The sequence below is a fragment of the Nocardia tengchongensis genome (genome assembly GCF_054781395.1).
Map to the genome: position 1 here is coordinate 455,321 of NZ_BAAGUM010000004.1, position 19,850 is coordinate 475,170.

21 protein-coding genes are annotated in these 19,850 nt (G+C 69.8%); 6 read left to right on the forward strand and 15 right to left on the reverse strand.

Annotated features, from left to right (window positions below):
- The first annotated feature begins 7 nt into the window (after positions 1 to 7).
- On the forward strand, positions 8 to 430 hold the full coding sequence (locus ACYVKL_RS07360; RefSeq protein ID WP_213556258.1) for an ATP-binding protein: 423 nt from the start codon (positions 8 to 10) through the stop codon (positions 428 to 430).
- On the forward strand, positions 430 to 1,341 hold the full coding sequence (locus ACYVKL_RS07365) for a SigB/SigF/SigG family RNA polymerase sigma factor (protein ID WP_379169407.1): 912 nt from the start codon (positions 430 to 432) through the stop codon (positions 1,339 to 1,341). Before ACYVKL_RS07360 ends, ACYVKL_RS07365 begins: the two co-directional genes overlap by 1 nt.
- A 105-nt stretch (positions 1,342 to 1,446) precedes the next feature.
- On the opposite strand, the gene ACYVKL_RS07370 is transcribed toward ACYVKL_RS07365, so the two are convergent.
- The 6 genes from ACYVKL_RS07370 to ACYVKL_RS07395 all read right to left on the reverse strand — a co-directional run bounded on the left by ACYVKL_RS07370 (position 1,447) and on the right by ACYVKL_RS07395 (position 7,803).
- The gene (locus ACYVKL_RS07370; RefSeq protein WP_379169863.1) at positions 1,447 to 2,763 is read right to left on the reverse strand and encodes an RsmB/NOP family class I SAM-dependent RNA methyltransferase; all 1,317 of its coding nucleotides are present in this window, start codon (positions 2,761 to 2,763) and stop codon (positions 1,447 to 1,449) included.
- 881 nt (positions 2,764 to 3,644) lie between these two features.
- A complete protein-coding gene (gene fmt / locus ACYVKL_RS07375; RefSeq protein ID WP_379169409.1) occupies positions 3,645 to 4,568 on the reverse strand; it encodes a methionyl-tRNA formyltransferase in 924 nt (307 codons plus the stop codon).
- Between the two features lies 1 nt (position 4,569).
- Positions 4,570 to 5,142 carry a peptide deformylase gene (gene def, locus ACYVKL_RS07380; protein ID WP_213556261.1) on the reverse strand — a complete coding sequence of 191 codons (573 nt, stop codon included), beginning with the start codon at positions 5,140 to 5,142 and terminating at the stop codon, positions 4,570 to 4,572.
- Positions 5,143 to 5,206: 64 nt separating this feature from the next.
- On the reverse strand, positions 5,207 to 6,232 hold the full coding sequence (locus tag ACYVKL_RS07385) for an esterase/lipase family protein (protein WP_379169411.1): 1,026 nt from the start codon (positions 6,230 to 6,232) through the stop codon (positions 5,207 to 5,209).
- A gap of 93 nt (positions 6,233 to 6,325) precedes the next feature.
- A complete protein-coding gene (locus ACYVKL_RS07390; RefSeq protein ID WP_357199022.1) occupies positions 6,326 to 7,006 on the reverse strand; it encodes a PadR family transcriptional regulator in 681 nt (226 codons plus the stop codon).
- A gap of 107 nt (positions 7,007 to 7,113) precedes the next feature.
- Entirely contained in the window at positions 7,114 to 7,803 is a 690-nt protein-coding gene (locus ACYVKL_RS07395) for an HAD family hydrolase (protein ID WP_379169413.1), read from the reverse strand.
- Positions 7,804 to 7,889: 86 nt separating this feature from the next.
- Here ACYVKL_RS07395 and ACYVKL_RS07400 point away from each other — a divergent pair, with 86 nt between their 5' ends.
- Positions 7,890 to 8,687 carry an ABC transporter ATP-binding protein gene (locus ACYVKL_RS07400; protein ID WP_379169415.1) on the forward strand — a complete coding sequence of 266 codons (798 nt, stop codon included), beginning with the start codon at positions 7,890 to 7,892 and terminating at the stop codon, positions 8,685 to 8,687.
- A gap of 94 nt (positions 8,688 to 8,781) precedes the next feature.
- Here ACYVKL_RS07400 and ACYVKL_RS07405 read toward each other — a convergent pair whose 3' ends face one another.
- Positions 8,782 to 9,363 (reverse strand): TetR/AcrR family transcriptional regulator, encoded by a 582-nt coding sequence (locus ACYVKL_RS07405; RefSeq protein WP_379169417.1) that lies wholly within the window; start codon positions 9,361 to 9,363, stop codon positions 8,782 to 8,784.
- Between the two features lie 77 nt (positions 9,364 to 9,440).
- Here ACYVKL_RS07405 and ACYVKL_RS07410 point away from each other — a divergent pair, with 77 nt between their 5' ends.
- Genes ACYVKL_RS07410 through ACYVKL_RS07420 form a run of 3 tightly spaced genes read left to right on the forward strand, consistent with a single transcriptional unit; the run spans position 9,441 to position 11,204 of the window.
- Complete coding sequence (locus ACYVKL_RS07410) at positions 9,441 to 10,286, forward strand: SDR family oxidoreductase (protein ID WP_379169419.1); 846 nt, start codon at positions 9,441 to 9,443, stop codon at positions 10,284 to 10,286.
- Positions 10,287 to 10,330: 44 nt separating this feature from the next.
- A complete protein-coding gene (locus ACYVKL_RS07415; RefSeq protein WP_379169421.1) occupies positions 10,331 to 10,756 on the forward strand; it encodes a hypothetical protein in 426 nt (141 codons plus the stop codon).
- A gap of 10 nt (positions 10,757 to 10,766) precedes the next feature.
- On the forward strand, positions 10,767 to 11,204 hold the full coding sequence (locus tag ACYVKL_RS07420; RefSeq protein WP_379169423.1) for a MarR family winged helix-turn-helix transcriptional regulator: 438 nt from the start codon (positions 10,767 to 10,769) through the stop codon (positions 11,202 to 11,204).
- A gap of 56 nt (positions 11,205 to 11,260) precedes the next feature.
- Here ACYVKL_RS07420 and ACYVKL_RS07425 read toward each other — a convergent pair whose 3' ends face one another.
- The 8 genes from ACYVKL_RS07425 to ACYVKL_RS07460 form a co-directional block, all read right to left on the reverse strand.
- Positions 11,261 to 13,852: a primosomal protein N' gene (locus ACYVKL_RS07425; RefSeq protein WP_379169865.1), complete on the reverse strand. Its 2,592-nt coding sequence runs from the start codon at positions 13,850 to 13,852 to the stop codon at positions 11,261 to 11,263.
- A 93-nt stretch (positions 13,853 to 13,945) separates the two neighbouring features.
- Positions 13,946 to 15,160: a methionine adenosyltransferase gene (gene metK, locus ACYVKL_RS07430; protein WP_357199001.1), complete on the reverse strand. Its 1,215-nt coding sequence runs from the start codon at positions 15,158 to 15,160 to the stop codon at positions 13,946 to 13,948.
- A gap of 197 nt (positions 15,161 to 15,357) precedes the next feature.
- On the reverse strand, positions 15,358 to 16,578 hold the full coding sequence (gene coaBC / locus ACYVKL_RS07435) for a bifunctional phosphopantothenoylcysteine decarboxylase/phosphopantothenate--cysteine ligase CoaBC (protein ID WP_379169425.1): 1,221 nt from the start codon (positions 16,576 to 16,578) through the stop codon (positions 15,358 to 15,360).
- Positions 16,579 to 16,585: 7 nt separating this feature from the next.
- Complete coding sequence (rpoZ, locus tag ACYVKL_RS07440) at positions 16,586 to 16,864, reverse strand: DNA-directed RNA polymerase subunit omega (RefSeq protein ID WP_213556271.1); 279 nt, start codon at positions 16,862 to 16,864, stop codon at positions 16,586 to 16,588.
- A gap of 97 nt (positions 16,865 to 16,961) precedes the next feature.
- Complete coding sequence (gene gmk, locus ACYVKL_RS07445; protein WP_379169427.1) at positions 16,962 to 17,546, reverse strand: guanylate kinase; 585 nt, start codon at positions 17,544 to 17,546, stop codon at positions 16,962 to 16,964.
- Positions 17,547 to 17,553: 7 nt separating this feature from the next.
- The gene (gene mihF, locus ACYVKL_RS07450; protein WP_033086940.1) at positions 17,554 to 17,877 is read right to left on the reverse strand and encodes an integration host factor, actinobacterial type; all 324 of its coding nucleotides are present in this window, start codon (positions 17,875 to 17,877) and stop codon (positions 17,554 to 17,556) included.
- 637 nt (positions 17,878 to 18,514) lie between these two features.
- On the reverse strand, positions 18,515 to 18,943 hold the full coding sequence (locus ACYVKL_RS07455) for a VOC family protein (RefSeq protein WP_379169429.1): 429 nt from the start codon (positions 18,941 to 18,943) through the stop codon (positions 18,515 to 18,517).
- A 52-nt stretch (positions 18,944 to 18,995) separates the two neighbouring features.
- Positions 18,996 to 19,847 (reverse strand): patatin-like phospholipase family protein, encoded by an 852-nt coding sequence (locus tag ACYVKL_RS07460; RefSeq protein WP_379169431.1) that lies wholly within the window; start codon positions 19,845 to 19,847, stop codon positions 18,996 to 18,998.
- Between the last annotated feature and the right edge of the window lie 3 nt (positions 19,848 to 19,850).

The window sequence follows — 19,850 nt, forward strand, 5'->3', positions numbered from 1 at the left end:
CTACAGGGTGATCAACATTTCGGCGGAACAAGGGTTGCGCGCCACACCGGTCGAAATCGGTGTCGCCGCCTCCGTATCCCAGTTGCCCATCGTGCGCGGACTCGCCGAAACCCTGGTGCTGCTCAGCGATTTCACCCTCGACGAGGTGGCCGACATCCGGCTCGCCGTCGACGAGGCCGCCTCCACCCTGATCGCCATCGCCGCCCCGGGTTCGACGCTGCGGTGCCGGTTCACCGTCGGCGACACGGACCTCATCGTGCGAGTCAGCGGGACCGCCGCCACCGAGGGACTACCGGACCAGCGCAGCTTCGGCTGGCACGTGCTGCGGACCCTCTCCGACGAGGTCACCGCCACCCAGGAACCCTTCGATCCGGCGATCTCCGGATACCCGACGGCGGTGGAGTTCCGGCGGGTCCGGGGGAAGGCGTAGTGATCGACAGAGAAGACGTGATCCCCACCCCCGACGCGGACGGCCCCGAAGATCCGGCCGCGGACACCGAGAACACCGGAGTCGACGAGACCGAAGAGCCCGCCGAGGCCGAGGAGACCGTCGACGCCGAGGAAGCCGAAGAGGTCGCGCGCACCGTCTCCGGATACGACGACGTCGCGCTGCTGTTCGAGGAACTGGCCGCCACGGTGCCCGGATCGGCGCGCCGAGCGGCGCTGCGCTCGCAGCTGATCAACCGCTGCATTCCGCTGGCCGACCACATCGCCCGCAAATTCAGCGGCCGCGGTGAGCCTTTCGACGACCTCACCCAGGTCGCGCGGGTCGGCCTGGTGCACGCGGTGGACCGCTTCGACATCACCCGCGGCTCCAACTTCCTGTCCTTCGCGGTGCCCACCATCATGGGCGAGGTCCGCCGCTACTTCCGCGACAACACCTGGGCCATGCGGGTTCCCCGGCGCGTCAAGGAAACCCACCTGCGCATCGGCTCGGCCATCGACGCGCTCTCCCAGCAGCTGGGGCGCTCCCCCACCGCCAAGGAGATCGCCGCCGCCCTCGACATCGACGCCGACGAGGTCACCCAGGCGGTCATCGCCGGAAACGCCTACCAGCCCAGCAGCATCGACGCCGTCTCCGTCGGCCGCGACACCGAGGCTTCCCTGCTCGACACCCTCGGCGAGGAAGAATCCCAATTCGACCGCGTCGAGGAGTACGTCGCGATCCGCCCCCTGCTGGCCGGCCTCCCCGAACGCGAACGCCGCATCCTCACCATGCGCTTCTTCGAATCCATGACCCAAACCCAGATCGCCCAGCAGATGGGCATCTCCCAGATGCACGTCTCCCGCATCCTGTCCAAGACCCTCGCCCGCCTCCGGGAGCAGTCCGCTCGCGAATGACCTTGCCGCGCAGAGCGCGGATACCGCAGCAGTGGGACGGTGACATGCGGAAGCCCCTGTGGCGGTGAGTAGTTCACCGCCACAGGGGCTTCTGTATCCGAGCTGCTACGCGTCCAGGGGCTTGCGCAGGGCGGCGACGAACATGGCGTCGGTGCCGTGGCGGTGGGGCCACAGCTGGGCGCCGGGGCCGTCGCCGAGTTCCGGGACGCCCGGGAGCAAGTCGCGGGTGTCGAGCTGTTCCGCGGGGGTGCGGCGGACCAGGTCGGCGACCACGGAGACCGTTTCCGGGAGGTGCGGGGAGCAGGTCGAGTAGACCACCACGCCGCCGGGGCGGACCAGATCCCATGCGGCGGTGAGGAGTTCGCGCTGCAAGGTGACCAGCTCACGGACGTCGGAGGGGTGGCGGCGCCAGCGGGCCTCCGGGCGGCGGCGCAGTGCGCCCAAGCCGGTGCACGGGGCGTCGACCAGGATGCGGTCGAAGCCCGGGGTCAGTCCGCTGTCACGGCCGTCGGCCACGTGGACGTCGACCGGCATGCCGCGGGTGGTCTTGCGGACCAGTTCCGCGCGGTGCTCGGCGGGTTCGACCGCGTCGACCCGGAAGCCGTCGATCTCGGCGATCGAGGCCAGCAGCGCGGTCTTACCGCCGGGGCCGGCACACAGATCGAGCCAGCGACCGCCGTCCGGACCCTCCAGGGGTGCGCGGGTGAGCGCCAGGGCCACCAACTGACTGCCTTCGTCCTGCACGGCGGCCATGCCCTCGCGGACCGGTTCCAGCTTCGCCGGATCACCACCCTCGAGGTACACCGCGTACGGCGACCAGCGGCCTTCCTCGCCACCGGTGATCAGCGCCAGTTCCTCGGCGGTCATATCGCCGGGCCGGGCCACCAGATGCACCAGCGGGCGCGCGTCGTCGGCTTCGAGGACCTCGCGCAGCTCGCCCGCCCGCGCGCCCAGCGCATCGGCGAACGCCTGCGCGATCCACACCGGATGCGCGAACTCGAAAGCCAGGTGCGCCAGCGGATCCGAGGGCGCGAGTCGCTCCACCCACTCCTCCGGAGTGCGCTCGGCCACCCGCCGCAGCACCGCGTTCACGAACCCGGCCCGCCCCTGCCCGTACTCGGCCCGCACCAGCGCCACCGACGTGTCGACGGCCGCGTGCGCCCCGATCCGGGTCCGCAGCAGCTGATAGGTCCCCAGCCGCAACGCATCCAGCAGCGGCCCGTCGATCTCGTCGACACCGCGCCCGGCGCAGTCCGCGATCACCGCGTCCAGCAGCCCCAGCGACCGCGAAGCGCCATAGGCCAATTCGGTGGCCAGCGCCGCATCGCGGCCACTGATCTTCCGCTCCCGCAACAACCCCGGCAGCACCAGATTGGCGTAGGCATCCCGCTCGCGCACGGCCCGCAGCACATCGCGCGCCACGATCCGCACCGGATCGGCCCCCGCCTTCTCGGCGCGCCGCGCGGCAGCGGCCCCCGGATCGCCACCACGCGTCTCGGCCCCGCGCGCATCGGAACCGGCGCGCTTCGAGCCCCGATCCCCTTGCCCCGCAGTCCGTTCGGCGGGCTTACCCCGTCCACCGCCGCGATTGCCACCGAAGGAACGACCACCGGAGGACTCGCCTCGGTCCCGTCCGGCACCACGCCGATCACCACCGGCCGGCCGATCCGAACCCGAATCACGCCCGCCCGCAGCGAATCCGCCGCGATCATCGTTGGTGCGGCGGGCGCCGCCGGAGCGGTCGTCCCCGCCCGAACGGCCACGACCACCGGCGTCCCGAGCACTGTCGCCGAAGGAGCGGCCGCGCGGGCCATCGCCGGATCGGCTCGAACCGGAACCACGTGCGCCGCCGGAGTATCCGCCGCGACCGTCGTCGTTGCGGCGGCCGCCGCCCGAACGGTCCCAGCCGCCGTTGCGGTCGTCCCGGCGTCCCGCGGACTCTCGACTGTCGTTGCCGAAAGAGCGTCCGCCGGAGGCCGCGTCGCGGCTGCCGCCCGATCGGGCCGACCCAGCATTGCGGTCTCCCCCGGCGTATCCGCCGCGCCTGTCGTCACCGCGGCCGCGGTCCGCGCCCGCGTCGCCGCGATCGCGCGGGGTGTAGCCCTCGCGGCCGCGCAGGCCGCCGGAAGAGCGGTTCGAGCCCGAATCACGGTCTCGCGCAGGGCGTTCGCCACGGCCGAATCCGGCGCGGCGGTCGCCGCCCTCGGAATTGCCGGGCGTCGCGGACGGGCTGCCCGAGCTGTCGGGGGCCGCGGCCGCGGAGCGGCGGAAGGGGCGACGGGGGGCGTTCTCGTCAGGATGGGTCATTCGGTCACCGTTCCCGGTTCGAGGCGGGCGCCACGGGCCCAGTCCAGGGCGGGCATCATGCGTTTGCCCTGCGGCTGGACCTGGGTGAGGCGGACCGCGGTGGTGGCGGTGCCGATGAAGACGCCGCTCTTGCGGACGTCGATGGTGCGCGGCGGGATGGTTTCCTCGACCAGTTCGACGGGGCCGAGTTTCAGGCGTTTGCCGTCGATCTCGGTCCAAGCGCCGGGGGCGGGGGTCACCGCGCGGATACGGCGGGAGATGGCCAGGGCGGGCTGATCCCAGCGGATGCGGCCGGCCTCGGGTTCCACCTTGGGGGCGTAGGAGATGCCGTCGAGCGGCTGCGGAACCGCTTGCACGGTGCCGTCCTCCAGCCCGTCGAGAGTGGATTCCAGCAGGTGCGAGCCGCTTTCGGCGAGCCGCTCCAGCAGAGTGCCGGCGGTGTCGGTGACCGCGACCTTCTCGGTCATGGTGCCGAAGACCGGCCCGGTGTCGAGACCCTTCTCGATGAGGAAGGTCGACGCACCCGTGTATTCGTCACCCGCCAGCAGCGCCGACTGCACCGGCGCCGCGCCACGCCAGGCGGGCAGCAGCGAGAAGTGCAGGTTGATCCAGCCGTGCCGGGGAATGGCGAGCACCGTTTCCGGCAGCAGCGCGCCGTAGGCGACCACCGGGCAGCAGTCCGGCGCGAGCTCGGTGAGCTGGGCGATGAATTCCGGCTCGGACGGCTTGCGCGGCGTGAACACCGGAATGCCGTGCTCGTCGGCCAATTGACCGATCGGCGAACGGGTGATCTTGCGGCCGCGTCCGGCCACCGCGTCCGGCCTGGTCACCACCCCGACCACTTCGTGCCGCTCGGATTCGATGAGTCGCCGCAGCGACGGCACCGCCGGTTCGGGGGTTCCCGCGAAGACCAGACGCATATCAGCGGCTCCGTTCCCGGCCACCGGCCGAGGCGCGGCGTCCGCCGCCGATCTCGGAAGCCGGCAGCACCGTGATTCCCTGTGTGAACCAGGATGATTCGCGAATCGTGCGCATGGCCTCCTTGCGGAAGGCCGATTCCAGGCGCTGCAGGAACAGCACGCCGTCGAGGTGGTCGGTCTCGTGCTGGACGCAGCGCGCCAGCAGCCCCTCGGCCCGGAACTCCACCGGCTTGCCGGTCATGTCGACGCCGCGCGCGAGCACCGTCAGCGGACGGGTCACGTCGAAGCGGACGCCGGGGATCGACAGGCAGCCCTCGGGCCCGGTCTGGGTCTCCTCGCCGACCACCTCGAAGACAGGGTTGATCAGATGCCCCTGTGCGTCGCCGGTGTCGTAGACGAACACCCGTAGCCCGACCCCGATCTGCGGGGCCGCCATGCCAACGCCTCCGCTCTCGTACATGGTGTCGATGAGGTCGGTCACCAGCTGGCGCACCTCCCGGTCGAACGTCTCGACCTCCGCCGCGCGGGCGCGCAGGATCGGATCGCCGAACAGGCGGACAGGCTGGATGGTCACGGGCAGCTCCCGATAGCGAACGAATACGGTCGTCTCATTTTACGGACGCCCGTGACCACCCTGATCAGGAATGCGCCGCCAACACGACATCGGCGATTCCGGTGCCGAACGCGACCGGCACACAGGCCGGTGCCACGGCGTGTCCGGGATCGAGCAGATTGACCACCAGCCGCTGCGCGAACGCGTCGTAGACCAGGTGGAAATGCCCGGTCAGGTCAGCCTCGCACTGCTCTTGCAGCACGATGTTGGTGGCGCCCGCACCGCGCAGGGCGATATTGGAATTGGGCTGGATCATCTCATCCACCCGGCTGCCGATGGTCGTGTATTTCACACCCGGCACCGTGTCGCCGCCCGCGTTCAGGTCCTTGATGAACGGCGATCCCGCGGCCTGCTGCACGGCGGCGAGCGAGGATCCGAACTCGACGAGCTTGTAGATCCCGGGCACGGCGTCGGCGATCGGGACCAGTCCGTACATGATTCCGCCGTAGCTGGGCGACGCCATGCCGATCCACTGGCCGACCTTGGGCGCGCCACCGAGCTTGTTGATCCAGTAGCGGGTCACGCTGGCGCCCTGGGAGAAACCGACCAGATCCACCTGGGTGGCGCCGGTGGCGGCGAGCACCTGATCGACGAAGACGCCGATCTGCGCGGAACTGGCCCACACGTCCTCGGTGCCGAAGGTGTCCTTGCCGGGCTTGCCGCCGTAGTCGAGGGCGAAGACGCAGATCCCGGCCTGCGCGAGCAGCGGGCTCAGGCCCGCCCAGTCGGAGTAGGCCGAGGAGTCGGTGCCGTGCGCGAGGACCACCGGGCGGGGGTGTTCGGCGGTCGGCTTGCAGCCGAAGTCGTTGGCGCCCTGGGGCGCCGCGCCCGGATGGTCCTTCAGATATTTGGCCGCCGCCAGGTGCCCGGTCTGCGGCGGACCCTGCTGGTCCGGAATGTGCAGGACCGGCGCGGCCGCGGGTGCAGCCTGCGCGTAGGTCCCCGTCGGTGTGGCGGCCGTACCGAGCACGGCGGCCGCCAGCGCCACTACCCCCACCGGCGCGACGCGGCGCAGGAAAGCTCCGCGTGTCCGGTTCCTCTGTTGTCCCATGTCACAAGATCGCATGGGGCGCTTTTGTCCCATGTCACGATCTTGACCGGTTTCGGTCCGAAAGTCCCGGCGGTTTCCGGTGATTCGGAGCCGTCACTTTTCGGGTGTGTCGTCCTCGGCCAGGATCCGGTACAGCGAGCGGCGGGCCTCGGTAAGCACCTCGGCCGCCTTGGCCGCCTGATCAGCGGTGCCGACAGAAGCCACCTGAGCCACCGCACCCAACAGCTGACCGACCAGTCCGCGCAGGTCCAGGGCCTGATCGCCGACGTTGTCCTTCACGTCCTGCCAGGGATCACCCAGGTCGGCGCGGTTGGCCTCGACGAATTCGACACCGGATTCGGTGAGCTTGGCCGTCTTTCGACCCGACACCTTCTCGATGAGGACCAGGCCCTCGTCCTCGAGCTGCGCCAGAGCGGGGTAGATGGACCCCGGGCTGGGACGCCAGACATCCTCGCTACGTTCGCGAATCTGCTGGATCAGCTCGTAGCCGTGCATGGGCCGCTCCTGCAGCAGCAGGAGGATGGCGGCGCGGACGTCACCACGCCGGCCACGCCCGCCGCGACCGCGACCGCGACCGAAGTGCGGGCCGGGACCGAAGCCGGGACCGAAGTCCGGGCCGAATCCACGGCCGTGGCCGTGGCGGTGCGGGCCGAATTCACCGCGCGGGCCGCGGGGCCCGCCTCTGCGCATCCGCGGATGTTCGGGGCCCTGCTGCTCGTCGCCGCGTCGCCGCCAGGGGCCGCGGCCCCGTTCGATGTGGTCCATGTGTTCCATGGTCGTGCCTCCTTCAAGGCTTGTCGTTCTACTTGCTGCTATCGACGATATATCGTCAATCTATCCACAACAAGGTGAACTGGCGCACAAACCGTCCGGTCTGGACTTTAAGGAGTCAGGAGCCCGTGCGCACGGACCGCGTCCCACAGCCCGGTTGCGCGATCCTCGGTCGGCAATGGATCGACCAGGGCAAATGTGCAGCCCAGAGCCTTCGCGCCACCGTCGGCCTCGAGGCTGTCGCCAACCATGAGCGCGCGATCGGGCGTGACGCCCAAGCCGTCCAGGGCGGCTTCGAAGATGCGGGTGTCCGGCTTCATCGCGCCGACTTCGTACGACAAGGCGAATTCACCGATATATCGATGCCATCCGCGATCGGCGAAGGCCGGGCGGATGTCGAAGGCGATATTGCTGACCACACCCACTCGCACCCCGGACTCGTGCAGCGCGCGCAGCACTCCACCGGTATCCGGATAGGGCGTCCATTCGCCCGCGTCGCGCATCAGTCCGTAGAGCCGCGCCGCCTGATCCGCGGGGACACCGGACTGCTCGAGCACGTCGAGGTAGGCGCGGCGATGCAGAGCGGGATCGAGATCCCGGTTCTCCCAAGCGTATTGGCCCTCGGCGTCGAATTCGACGAATTGGCCGACCGGCGCGGTCATGCGCCGCATGATCTCGGCGATCTCGTGGGTGTCGAGCAGGCGACCGTCCGCGTCGGTCAGGCGCGCATCGTGGAATGCCGCGTCGTCGAACCGGAAGAGCGTGCCGGAGAAGTCGAACAGCACCGCGTCGATCGCCATGTCGTCACCCTACACAGCGAATGCTCAGCAAACCGTCAAGCGCGGACACCCCTCCACTTGTCTGAGGAGTTTGTTAGGCTGGGACCATGACGGAACCGGTGCTGAATGTCGACGACGTGACGGTGGTGCGGAGCGGAAACCCCATCCTGCAAGGGGTTTCGCTCACCGTCGCGGCCGGTGAGCACTGGGCCCTGCTCGGCCCGAACGGCGCGGGCAAGACCACGCTGCTGCGGATGCTCGGCGCGTTCGAGCATCCGACCCGGGGAACTGTGGAAGTGCTCGGACGGCGACTGGGCCGCGTCGACATGCGCGCACTGCGGGCGGGGATCGGCCATGTCGACCCGCGCCACGTCCCCAGCGGCGACCTCACGGTCCGCGAGGTCGTGCTCACCGGCGCGACCAACACCGCGGCCCTGATCCCCCGCCGGCAGCCCTCCCCCGCCGAGCTGGCCGAGGCGGACCGCCTGATCGATCTGCTGGGCCTGTCGCACCGCCGCGACGCCGACTGGCAGATCCTGTCCCAGGGGCAGCGCGGCCGCACCCTCATCGCCCGCGCCCTGATGCCCAGCCCGCGCCTGCTGCTGCTCGACGAACCGGCGACGGGCCTGGATCTGGCCGGGCGAGAACAACTTCTGGAGCGTGTGGACCTGCTCCAGCGCAGCCACCCCGAGCTGGCGTCGGTCCTGGTCACCCATCATCTGGAGGAACTGCCGCCCGGCACCACCCACGCCATGCTGCTGAGCAACGGTCGCACCGTCGCGGCCGGGCCGGTCGAACACGTGCTCACCACCGACCACATCAGCGCCTGCTTCGATCACCCCGTGCGCATTCTGCGCGACGAGGGACGGTGGAGCGTGCGGCCCGCCCAATCCCAGCCCGCCTGAATCGAATCCGGTGCGTGCGGCGACGCCACACGATTCTTCCGGCGGCCCGGCACGCGTCGAACTCCCCCGAACCGGTTGACGCGTTCGACCCCGGCTACGTCGCCGGAACCAGTGAGTCGATCCACCGTTCCAGGCGCGCACCCTCGGCTGCCATCATCGCCGGGTCGCGGAAAGTGTTGGTGAGCAGGGAGATTCCCTGATACGCCGCCAGCAGCGCAACGGCGAGTTCGCGGGAGTCGGTGCGCCCCAGGGCGGCGAACTGCGCTTCGATCCAGTCGAGCAATCCGCGCATGACATCGGCGAGTTCGCGGTCGAGGCCGTCGGCGCGCTTGTCGAGCTCGGTGGCGAGAGTGCCCGAGGGGCAACCGAATCGGGCCGCCAGCTCGCGCTGCTCGACCCAGCCGCGCACCAGCGCCTTCAAACGCTCGGCGGGCGCGTCGAATTGCTCCAGCGCGGTGATGATCTCCCGCGCGGTGCGCGCATGGGCGCCGATCGCGGCCTGGACCAGCTGATCCTTGGTCTTGAAGTAGTAGTACACATTGCCGACCGGCACCTGTGCTGCACGCGCGATGTCGGCGATGGTCGTCTTCTCCACGCCCTGTTCGTGGAAGACCTTGGCGGCGGCATCGGAGAGCCGCTCCCGCTTCCCCGCCGGCCGAACCACTGAGTCAGTCATACGACTAACTATAGACAACGCCCGGTCATGTGGCCTATGTTCGATTTAGTCAGCCAACTAACTCAGGAGTGAGACAGATGATCGTGGTAACTGGAGCAACCGGAAATGTCGGCAGCGCCCTCGTGCGGGAACTCGCCGCGGCCGGCGAGAAAGTGGTCGCGGTGTCGCGCGGCGAGAAGCCGATCGACCTGCCCGAGGGTGCGGAGCACCGCCGCGCCGACATCGGAGATCTCGACAACCTCGCCGAGGTGGTAGCAGGTGCGCGGGCATTGTTCCTGCTCATCACCGGACCGCAGCTGGTCGAGGGCCCCGCACCCGCCGAGGTACTGAAAACCGTTGCGGCAGCCGGTGTCCAGCGTGTGGTGTTCCTGTCCTCGCAGGGCGCGGTGACCCGCCCCGGCAGCGACGGGTACGCACGCAGCATCGCCTTCGAGCAGGCGCTCGCCGCCTCCGACCTGGAGTGGACGGTGCTGCGGCCCGGCGGCTTCTTCAGCAACACCTTCGCCTGGATCGAGCCGGTCCGGGCCCAGCGGATGATTCCCGCGCCGTTCGGGAACGTCGGTCTGCCGCAGGTGGATCCGGGCGATATCGCGGCCATGGCGGCGGCCGCACTCCGGGAGGACGTCCACACCGGGCAGATCTACACGGTCACCGGGCCGGAACTGGTCACTCCGCGCCGGCAAGCGGACGCCCTGGCGGAAGCACTCGGGGAATCGCTGCAGTTCGTGGAGCTCACCCGGGAACAGGCACGGGAGAACATGCTGCGCTTCATGCCGGCATCGGTCGCCGATCACACGCTCGACATCATCGGTGAGCCGACGCCGGAGGAACAGCTCGTCAGCGGCGACGTCGAGAAGGTCCTGGGGCGGCCCGCGACCTCGTACGCGGAATGGGCGGCCCGGGTCGCCCCCGCCTTCCGCTGACGTCGCCATTGATTATTTCGTACGCATCCGCTTATCGTCTACACATGCATACGAAATCATTCTCCGATGGCACCGTGCTCTTGCCCTGGAATCCCGGCCCGAACGATCAGCGTCCGGGTCCGGTATTCATCAGCGTGACCGACTTTCTCGCGGGCTCCGAGGCCGAGGCGCGCGACATCTATACGGCCGGGCTGGAATTGGGCAGGACCTGGCCGGTCATGCAGGGTGCGGTCGGGCTGTGGCTGTGGGGCCGGCCGGCCGAGTTCCGGGGCGGCTCGATCTCGGTGTGGGAGTCCGAACGGGACATGCGCCGCTTCGTGCGCTGGCCCGTCCACACCGAGATCACGCGGGCCTGGCGGGGCCGCGTCGGAATCGGACTGGATTCCTGGCGGGCCGAACACTTCGACGCGGACGACATCCTGACCCGCGCGGGCGACACGATCGACAGGCCGCACCGGCACGCCGCATAGTCTGGACCGCATGACAGACCGTCCGGACCTGGCAGCGATGATCGTCCCCCTGGGGCGCGCCCTGATGGCGGCCGAGCAACCGGTGCTGGCCGCGCACGGGATCACCATGTGGGCGTATGTCGTACTGCTGCATCTGGACGAGGGCCCGGCGCGAGGCCAGGGGGTGCTGGCTCAGGAGATCGGGGCGGACAAGACGCGGATCATCGCGGTGCTCGACGATCTGCAGGAGCGGGGGCTGATCGAACGTCGCCCCGATCCCGCCGATCGCCGTGCACGGCTGCTCGCGCTGACCGCCGAGGGCCGCCGCCTCCGCGATGCGGCTCAGGCCGAGATCCAGGCCCGGGAGGACAGTCTGCTCGCCAAACTCCCCGCCGCGGATCGGCGCGGTTTCCTCAATGCACTGACCGCACTCGCCGCGCTCCCCCGCGACGAAATAGCCGGACTCTGAACAAGATCCGGGGACCAACCGACGCGGCGATCCGGGGAACGACCCCTCGATCAGGGCTAGCCGATGTCGATGGGGTCGATCTGGACTCGCAGGGGGGCGTCGGAGCGGTGGGTGCTGCGGACGGCCTGGGCGGCGGTGAGGGCTCGGGAGAGAGCGGCGGCGCCGGAGCGGTCGGCGCGCAGGATCATGCGTTCGACCTCGGCGGGAGAATCGCCGGAGGAGAAGGGCTTTCGCGCACCGGGCGGCAGCGGGACCGGGCCCAGCACTTCCACGTTGCCGGGAAGCTTTGCCTCGCCGAGCAATTCGGCGATCGAGTCCGACGTGCCGTCGATGGCGGCGAAGCGGACCGCCGGCGGGAAACGGACCTCGGTGCGCTGCTCGAGCTCGAAACGGGCGTGCCACACCGGATCCCAGCGCACCAGCGCCTGCACGGTGGGCAGCGCGGCGTCGGCCATGACGATGACGCGGCCGCCGGGGCGGACCAGGGCGGCGGCCGACATCCAGCGGCGCAGGGCGTCCTCGGCGGCGCGCAGGTCGGCACGACCGAGCAGGGCCCAGCCGTCGAGAAGCATGGCGACGGCGTAGCCGCCGGGCACCGGAGGTTCGGCGCCGATGGTGGAGACCACCACCTGCGCACCCGCCGGCACGGTGTTCAGGATGGTGGAACCGCCCGAACCTCGAACGGGGACACCGGGAAACGCCCGACCCAGCTCCTCTGCGGTACGTGACGCGCCGATGACGACGGCCCGCAGCGCTCGGGACCCGCACGCACCGCAGCGGAATGCCGCCTCGGTGATTCCGCACCAGCGGCAGGCCGGGCTCTGCGCCTCGGCGACACCTTCACGCCCACTGCGCAATGCGCCACGTGACGCGGGCGCGCTGTCGGGCAGCGCCAGCGGTCCATTGCAGTGGCGGCAGCGGGCCGGGATCCGGCATTTGGCGCAGGACAACGCCGGAATGTATCCGCGACGCGGCACCTGAACCAGCACCGCCCCACCGTCTTTGAGCGCTTTGCGCGCCTCCGTGAACGCCACCGCCGGGATGCGGATCGCCTGCGCGATGGGATCGCGTTCCAGCGCCGCGTCGGTGTCGCCGGGCGCGGTGATGCGCGGCATGGCCTGCCGCAGCACCGACCGATCCGCGAGCAGGTCATGCGCCCACCCGGATTCGACGATCGCCTGCACCTCGGCCGTCCGCGCGAACCCGGCCGCCACGAACGCCGCCCCGGTCTCGTGCGCCCGCAGCATGGCCACTTCCCGCGCATGCGGATACGGCGACCGCGGTTCGGCGAACGTATCGTCCCCGTCGTCCCACATCGCGATCAACCCGAGATCCCGCACCGGCGAGAACACCGCACTGCGCGTCCCCACCACTACTTTCGCCTGCCCCCGCAACACCGACAGCCATCGCCGATACCGCGCCGACGGCCCCAACCCGGCCGCCAACCCCACCGCCGACTCCCCCAACAGCGCAACACATTCCGCCAGCACCCGATCCAGATCCCGCTGATCCGGCACCATGATCACCGCCCCGCGCCCACCCCGCACGGTCACCGCCGCCAACTCCGCCAGCCGCCGCGCCCAATCCTCCCCCGGCAACGCCTGCCACCCCGCCCGCGGCCCCCGCCCCGCCACGAGCGCACCCAGGAACGAATGGCCGTGCACATAGCGGCCCCAACCGGGGAACTCGGCCGCCAATGACCGCGACGGTGCAGCACTCGGTTCTTGCGGCCCCGGCTCACCTTCCGGCGGCGTCGCGGCGCTCTGCGCTACCGACGAGGTGTCGACTGCTCCCGCAGTGGGGGCCTGATCACGCTGCGCAGCAAGACCTTCCGCTGCCGCAACGGCATCGACCGCTGCTTCGGTCTCCGCCGACTCGACCGCCGCCGGCGTCGTCACGGGCTCCACGCCTGCGCCGTCGGCCGCCGCGCCTCCGATGAATTCTCCGCCATCACGGGCTGGACCTGCGGTCGAGCCGATCTCCGTAGTGTTCCCCACGGCCACGGCATCGGCGAGCTCGACCGGCACGGGGACCGCGTTGTGGCCGAACGCAGCGCCCTCAGTGGCACTACCGCTCTCGGCGAGACCGCGCCCAGACTCCGTCGCGGGCTCGTGGCCATGCGAATCTGCCTGTGCGGCAGCTATGTCCGTACTCCCCGGCGCAGCGAAGGCCGAGGCGGCGGTCGCATCGCCCGGCTGCTCCGCGACCGAGGATTCCTCAGCGTCGAGGTCGACCACGCCGTCCATGGCCACGACCGGATCGGCGGCGCCGTTCTTCTTCGAAGTGCGCTTGGGCTTTTCGGGCTTTTCGGTGCCTTCGGTTTCGACCTTGGCGTGGCGGGGTGGGATGGCGAGGCGGAGGACGTCGGCTCGGGTGCCGGCGTAGCGGGCGGCTACGGCGGTGACGAGTTTCAGGATTTCGGGGGTGAGGACTCGTTCGCCGGAGACGACGCGTTCGAGGCGGACGAGTTTGCCTGTGTGGTCGGAGCGTTCGAGGCGTTCGAGGAGGTAGCCGTCGATGAGGCGGCCGGAGAAGCGGACTCGGACTCGAACACCGGGTTGGGCGAGCTCGTCGAGCTCCGGGGGCACTACATAGTCGAAATCGCGGTCCAGGTGGGCGGGTTCGAGCAGGGGCAGGACCCGGGCGATGGGGCGCGGTACGCCAACGACGGCGGGAGCGTCGGGCTCGGAGGTGGTCTCCGTGCCCGACGCTCCCGTCGAGAACTGTTGGGTGCCGGTCAATTACAGCCCGGCGGCCGCGCGCAGCTTCTCCGCGCGGTCGGTGCGCTCCCACGGCAGATCGACATCCGTGCGGCCGAAGTGGCCGTAGGCGGCGGTCGGCGCGTAGATCGGGCGCAGCAGGTCCAGATCGCGGATGATCGCGCCGGGACGCAGGTCGAAGACCTCACCGATGGCGTCCGAGATCTTGATCGGGTCGACCAGCTCGGTGCCGAAGGTCTCGACGAACAGACCGACGGGGGCGGCCTTGCCGATGGCGTAGGCGACCTGAACCTCGACGCGCTCGGCCAGGCCGGCGGCGACGACGTTCTTGGCGACCCAGCGCATGGCGTAGGCGGCCGAGCGGTCCACCTTCGACGGGTCCTTGCCGGAGAAGGCGCCGCCACCGTGGCGGGCCATGCCGCCGTAGGTGTCGACGATGATCTTGCGGCCGGTCAGGCCCGCGTCACCCATCGGGCCACCGAGCACGAACTTGCCGGTCGGGTTGACCAGCAGGCGCACGTCGGAGGTGTCGAGCGGGTTGGGCAGCTGCAGCTCGGACAGGACCGCGTCGACGACCTTCTCGCGGATGTCGGGGGCCAGCAGGTTGTCCAGGTCGATGTCGGCCGCGTGCTGGGTCGAGATGACCACGGTGTCGAGACGCTTCGGGATGGCGCCGTCGTACTCGATGGTGACCTGGGTCTTGCCGTCGGGCCGCAGGTACGGCAGCACGCCGGTCTTGCGGACCTCGGTCAGACGCCGGGACAGCTTGTGCGCCAGCGAGATCGGCAGCGGCATCAGCTCGGGGGTCTCGACGGTGGCGTAACCGAACATCAGGCCCTGGTCGCCCGCGCCCTGGCGTGCGATCTCGTCGTCCTCGCCGCCCACGCGGGCCTCGTGCGAGGTGTCCACGCCCTGGGCGATATCGGGCGACTGCGCGCCGATCGCGACGTTCACGCCACAGGACGCGCCGTCGAAACCCTTTGCGGAGGAGTCGTATCCGATCTCCAGGACCTTCTCGCGAACGATGGTCGGGATGTCGGCATAGGCCGTGGTGGTGACCTCACCGGCCACGTGCACCTGGCCGGTGGTCACCAGGGTCTCCACCGCGACCCGGCTGCGCGGATCGGCCGCGAGCAACGCGTCGAGGATGGAATCGCTGATGGCATCACAGATTTTGTCGGGGTGACCTTCGGTCACCGACTCACTGGTGAATAGGCGGCTGCCAGACGTGCGCACAGTTGTTCCCTCTCCCTCAACGGGTTTCTCGTTTCGGGTGGCGACAGTAGCGTCTCCGCGCCATCGCACAACCCTTTGTCTCAGGTTATTCCAATATGCGCGTCACAGGGGCGAGCGCCACCGTGACGAGCACATTGTGACTCAGACACCCGCCGCGACCTGCGCGGCAGCCGTCCGAACCCTGCGGTGCCGAGGCTTCAGCGGAGCAGAGGACCGAGTGCGTCGAGCACTCGGCTAGCCAGTAGGGCCTTGGACCCGTGGTCCAGGGCGATCTCGGTGCCGTCGGCGCCGAGCAACCAGCCGTCGTTGGTGTCGACCTCGAAGGCCTTCCCCTCCCCGACGGCGTTCACGACCAACAGGTCGCAGCCTTTACGGGCCAGTTTGGCCCGGGCGTGGGTGAGCACGTCGGCGTGCTCGTCCCCGGTCTCGGCGGCGAAGCCGACGATCGCGGTGCCCGGTAGGTGCCCGTCGCGACGGGACTGAACCAACCCGGCAAGGATATCCGGTGTCTTGGCCAACTCGATCGAATTCGGTTCGCCCGCACCCTTTTTGATTTTGGAGGCGGCCACGTTGACCGGGCGGAAGTCCGCGACGGCGGCGGCCATGATGACGGCGTCCGCACCGAGCGAATGCTTGTCGACGGCCACCTTCAACTGCTCGGCGGAGGTCACGTGCACGACCTCGACGGCGGCCGGAGCCTCCAGGCCGATGGTGTTGCCCGCGATCAGCGTCACCTGCGCGCCGCGTTGGGCGGCCAGGCGCGCGATCGCGTAGCCCTGCTTGCCCGAACTCCGGTTACCCAGGAAACGCACCGGATCCAGCGCTTCGCGAGTGCCGCCGGCCGAGACCACCACGCGGCGGCCCTCCAGGTCGCGGGGCAGCGCGTCGGCGCGTTCGAGCAGCAGCCGGGCCAGACCGAAGATCTCCTCCGGCTCGGGCAGCCGGCCCGGACCGGTGTCGGTGCCGGTCAGGCGACCCGAAGCGGGTTCCATGACCACGGCGCCGTGCGCGCGCAGCGTCGCCACGTTCGCCTTGGTGGCCGGGTGCTCCCACATCTCGGTGTGCATGGCCGGGGCGAACAGGACCGGACAACGCGCGGTCAGCAGCGTCGCGGTGAGCAGGTCGTCGGCGCGGCCCTGGGCGGCGCGGGCCATCAGGTCCGCGGTCGCCGGGGCGATGACGACCAGATCGGCCTCCTGGCCGAGGCGCACGTGCGGCACTTCCGGCACGTCGGCGAAGACGCCGGTGTGCACGGGGTGCCCGGATAGCGCCTCGAAGGTGGCCTTGCCGACGAACTGCAACGCCGACTCGGTGGGAATGACACGAACCTCGTGCCCGGTTTCGGTGAACCGGCGCACGAGGTTGCAGCTCTTGTAGGCGGCGATACCGCCGCCGACGCCGACGACGACTCGGGTCACCGCGTTTTTACTCGCCTTCGGAGTGCTCGAGCAGGTCGGCGTGGATCTCGCGCATGGCCACCGACAGCGGCTTCTCCTGCAGACCCGGCTCGACCAGCGGACCGACGTATTCGAGAATGCCGTCGCCGAGCTGGTTGTAGTAATCGTTGATCTGCCGCGCGCGCTTGGCCGCGTAGATGACCAGCGCGTACTTGGACGAAGTCCGCTCCAGCAGTTCGTCGATCGGCGGGTTGGTGAGGCCGACCGGAGTGTCGTAGGCGGGAACGGTCTTGAGGTCCGTACTCACTAGGAAGGCTCCTGCGGGGTTGTTCGGAAGGATGGCTTTTCCGGCTCACTGCCCTGCTTGATCGATCAAAACAGAGGGGTGAGCCGGAGTTCCGGGGTCAGGACCCCGAATTTGTGCTAACGAACAACGATACCAACTGCTCGCAGGCGCTGGTCACGTGGTCGTTCACGATGACGGTGTCGAACTCGTCACAGGCGGCCAATTCGGTGCGCGCGGTCTGCAGCCGACGCTCGATGACCTCGGGCGATTCGGTCCCGCGCGAGGTCAGGCGGGACACCAGCTCGTCCCAGCTGGGTGGGGCCAGGAAGACCAGCAGGCCTTCGGGCATGGTCTTGCGGATCGAGCGCGCGCCTTCGAGGTCGACCTCGATCAGGACGTGGTGTCCGGAGGCGAGCGCTTCCCGCACGGGTGCGGCCGGGGTGCCCGACCGCTGCAGTCCACCGTGGATATCGGCCCATTCGAGCATTTCGCCGCCATCGATCATGGCGTCGAACTTGTCGCGGGTGACGAAGTGGTAGTCCTGACCGTCGACCTCCCCGGGCCGCGGAGCCCGGGTGGTGGCCGACACACTGAATACCAATTCGGGCAGTCGTTCGCGTACGCAGCGCACGACGGTGGACTTGCCGACGGCCGAGGGGCCGACCAGTACTACCAGTCGACCCTTCCGAGTGTGTTCGACCACCCTCGGATTATTCGGCGCTGAAGTCGAACCGGGCCAGCAGCGCCTTACGCTGCCGGTCGCCCAGTCCGCGCAGGCGGCGGGTGGGAGCGATCTCGAGCTCGCTCATGATCTCGGCCGCCTTGACCTTGCCAACCTTCGGCAGGGCCTCGAGCAGCGCCGAAACCTTCATCTTGCCGAGGACTTCGTCCTTCTCGGCGTCCGCAAGGACCGTCTTCAGATCGGTGCCACCACGCTTCAAGCGCTCCTTGAGCTCCGCCCGAGCGCGGCGAGCGGCAGCCGCCTTCTCCAAAGCAGCGGCGCGCTGCTCGTCAGTCAGCTGGGGAAGGGCCACGGTTCCTCCGTCTCATCGTTCATTGCTTGATCTACCTCCGGTAACCCGGTGGTCTCAGCGACCGTACCCACGACGCTTGCCGATTGCGAACCCACCCCCCAGGTCAGCGCGTGATTCGGCGCGCGACCGGGCCGGATGCACACCGCCGTGGGCGGCGGCGCACCGGGCGCGGCCGGCGGCTCGGAGCGGGGGCGAATAGCCTTGCGGCCAGGGCTTTTTGGGGTTCTCGACCGGGCGTTCGAGGGCGCGGACTGGCCTCGGATGAAACCGTGACCGAGCTGTAATCACGCGACCTGGATTTTTCTTGGATTTCTCGGCGTGTCGTTCGAATCGGTACCGCGTGTCGCGCATCACCGAGACCGTTCCCGGCGGTGCAGAAGTACGCAATTCGGACACCTTTCAGTGCAGGTAGGGCCCGGTGCGGGTATCGGGTTCACCGCAGGGGCGGCCCGCTTGCGGCCCTCACACGGCCGCTGACGCGCGAAACACGGCCGACACGTACGCGGACACCCGCCGCGCCCCAGCGAGGGCGAGCGGGGCAATCCGGACAAACGTTCGATTGGCCACACGGGCCGGCGCCACCCCGGCCGGGTTCGCCTACAGCGAACAGGGCGGCGACGACGGCGATCCGGGACGCTCAGCCCTCGTACTGGCACAGCTCCACGAGCGTGCCTTCGGGCGCGCGGACATGGCCCACACGCATGCCCCACGCGGGCTGATCGGCGGGCTCACCGACGATCGAGGCCCCGCGCTCACGCAGCACCGCCACCGCCTTGTCGACATCGGCGACGCGCAAAACCACCACGGCCGTGTCGATTTCGGGCCGCGGCCGGTGCTCCGTGCCGATCGCGGCGTCCATGTAGGCGCGGGTGAACAGCGCCAGATCCTGCCCGCCGACGGTGAAGCAGGCGTAGGGCCCGTCCTCGGTCTCGGGGACGTCGCCCTCCACCTCGCTCTTCAGCGGCAGTTCGAGCACATCGCGGTAGAACCGGAAGCTGGACGCGAAATCGTCCACCAGGATCCGGGTTTGGGCGTAGGAGAGCAGGCCGAGGACGGCGCCGGACATGAGAAATCCCACCTTTCTGCGGAGCGGTGGACTCAGCGTAATGCGGCCCGGTTCAGGCGTTGGGCCAGAAGTCCTTCAAGCCCGGGGCCGCCTCCGCACCCTGCCGCACACCGGCTTCGTAGGCGGGCTCCAGCGCGGCGGCGCTGAACAGGTCGGGGCCGAAGGCGGCGATCGCCCCGGCGTCGGGAGCGATGAAACTCGTTGCCGCGCCGCCCAGGTCGCGGTCGGAGGCGGCATGCGGGAACAGGTGTGCCAGCGGTTCGATCACCAGGATGCGTTCGGCGCCGGCGGCCAGGTCGGCGTTGATGGGCGAGCGCATGCCGCCATCGAAGTAATGGTCGTCGCCGATCGGGATGGGCGGGAAGACACCGGGGACCGCGGTGCTCGACGCCAGCGCCTCGGGCAGGGTGGCCCGGCCGGCCGGGGTCCACACCTGGAGTGCACCGGTGGCCACGCTGATGGCGGTGATCCGCAGATCCCGCTGCGGCCAGTCGGTATGGCCGACGAACGCCCCGATGCGAGCGATATGCGCCGCCGGATCGCCGAGATTCATCTCGAGGGCGCGGACTCCGGCGCGGCGGCGGGCCTCGGCGGGATCCAGGCCCGGGGTGTTCAACAGGCCGAAGGTCTCGCCGAAGCGAGCCGGGTCGAAGGTGATCGGCGTGAACTCGGGGTTGTCCATGGCGGGCCGCCGCAGCAGCAGACTCAGGTCGACCTGCGCGGCCAGCGCCGCGCCGACGACCGATCCGGCGGAGGTGCCCACGATGCGGTCGGCCGCGGCCAGGTCGAGACCGGCGTCACGCAGCGCGATGACCACGCCCGCCATCCAGCTCAGGCCGACCGCGCCACCCCCGCCGAGCACGAGCGCACGATGAATTCCCTTGGGCGGCACTGCGGCAGGCATACC

Excerpts from the sequence above, each read along its gene's own strand:
- fmt (WP_379169409.1), bottom strand. The coding sequence starts at position 4,568 with ATGCGTCTGGTCTTCGCGGGAACCCCCGAACCGGCGGTGCCGTCGCTG.
- ACYVKL_RS07385 (WP_379169411.1), bottom strand. The coding sequence starts at position 6,232 with ATGGGACAACAGAGGAACCGGACACGCGGAGCTTTCCTGCGCCGCGTC.
- ACYVKL_RS07390 (WP_357199022.1), bottom strand. The coding sequence starts at position 7,006 with ATGGAACACATGGACCACATCGAACGGGGCCGCGGCCCCTGGCGGCGA.
- ACYVKL_RS07395 (WP_379169413.1), bottom strand. The coding sequence starts at position 7,803 with ATGGCGATCGACGCGGTGCTGTTCGACTTCTCCGGCACGCTCTTCCGG.
- ACYVKL_RS07400 (WP_379169415.1), top strand. The coding sequence starts at position 7,890 with ATGACGGAACCGGTGCTGAATGTCGACGACGTGACGGTGGTGCGGAGC.
- ACYVKL_RS07405 (WP_379169417.1), bottom strand. The coding sequence starts at position 9,363 with ATGACTGACTCAGTGGTTCGGCCGGCGGGGAAGCGGGAGCGGCTCTCC.
- ACYVKL_RS07410 (WP_379169419.1), top strand. The coding sequence starts at position 9,441 with ATGATCGTGGTAACTGGAGCAACCGGAAATGTCGGCAGCGCCCTCGTG.
- ACYVKL_RS07415 (WP_379169421.1), top strand. The coding sequence starts at position 10,331 with ATGCATACGAAATCATTCTCCGATGGCACCGTGCTCTTGCCCTGGAAT.
- ACYVKL_RS07420 (WP_379169423.1), top strand. The coding sequence starts at position 10,767 with ATGACAGACCGTCCGGACCTGGCAGCGATGATCGTCCCCCTGGGGCGC.
- ACYVKL_RS07455 (WP_379169429.1), bottom strand. The coding sequence starts at position 18,943 with ATGTCCGGCGCCGTCCTCGGCCTGCTCTCCTACGCCCAAACCCGGATC.
- ACYVKL_RS07460 (WP_379169431.1), bottom strand. The coding sequence starts at position 19,847 with ATGCCTGCCGCAGTGCCGCCCAAGGGAATTCATCGTGCGCTCGTGCTC.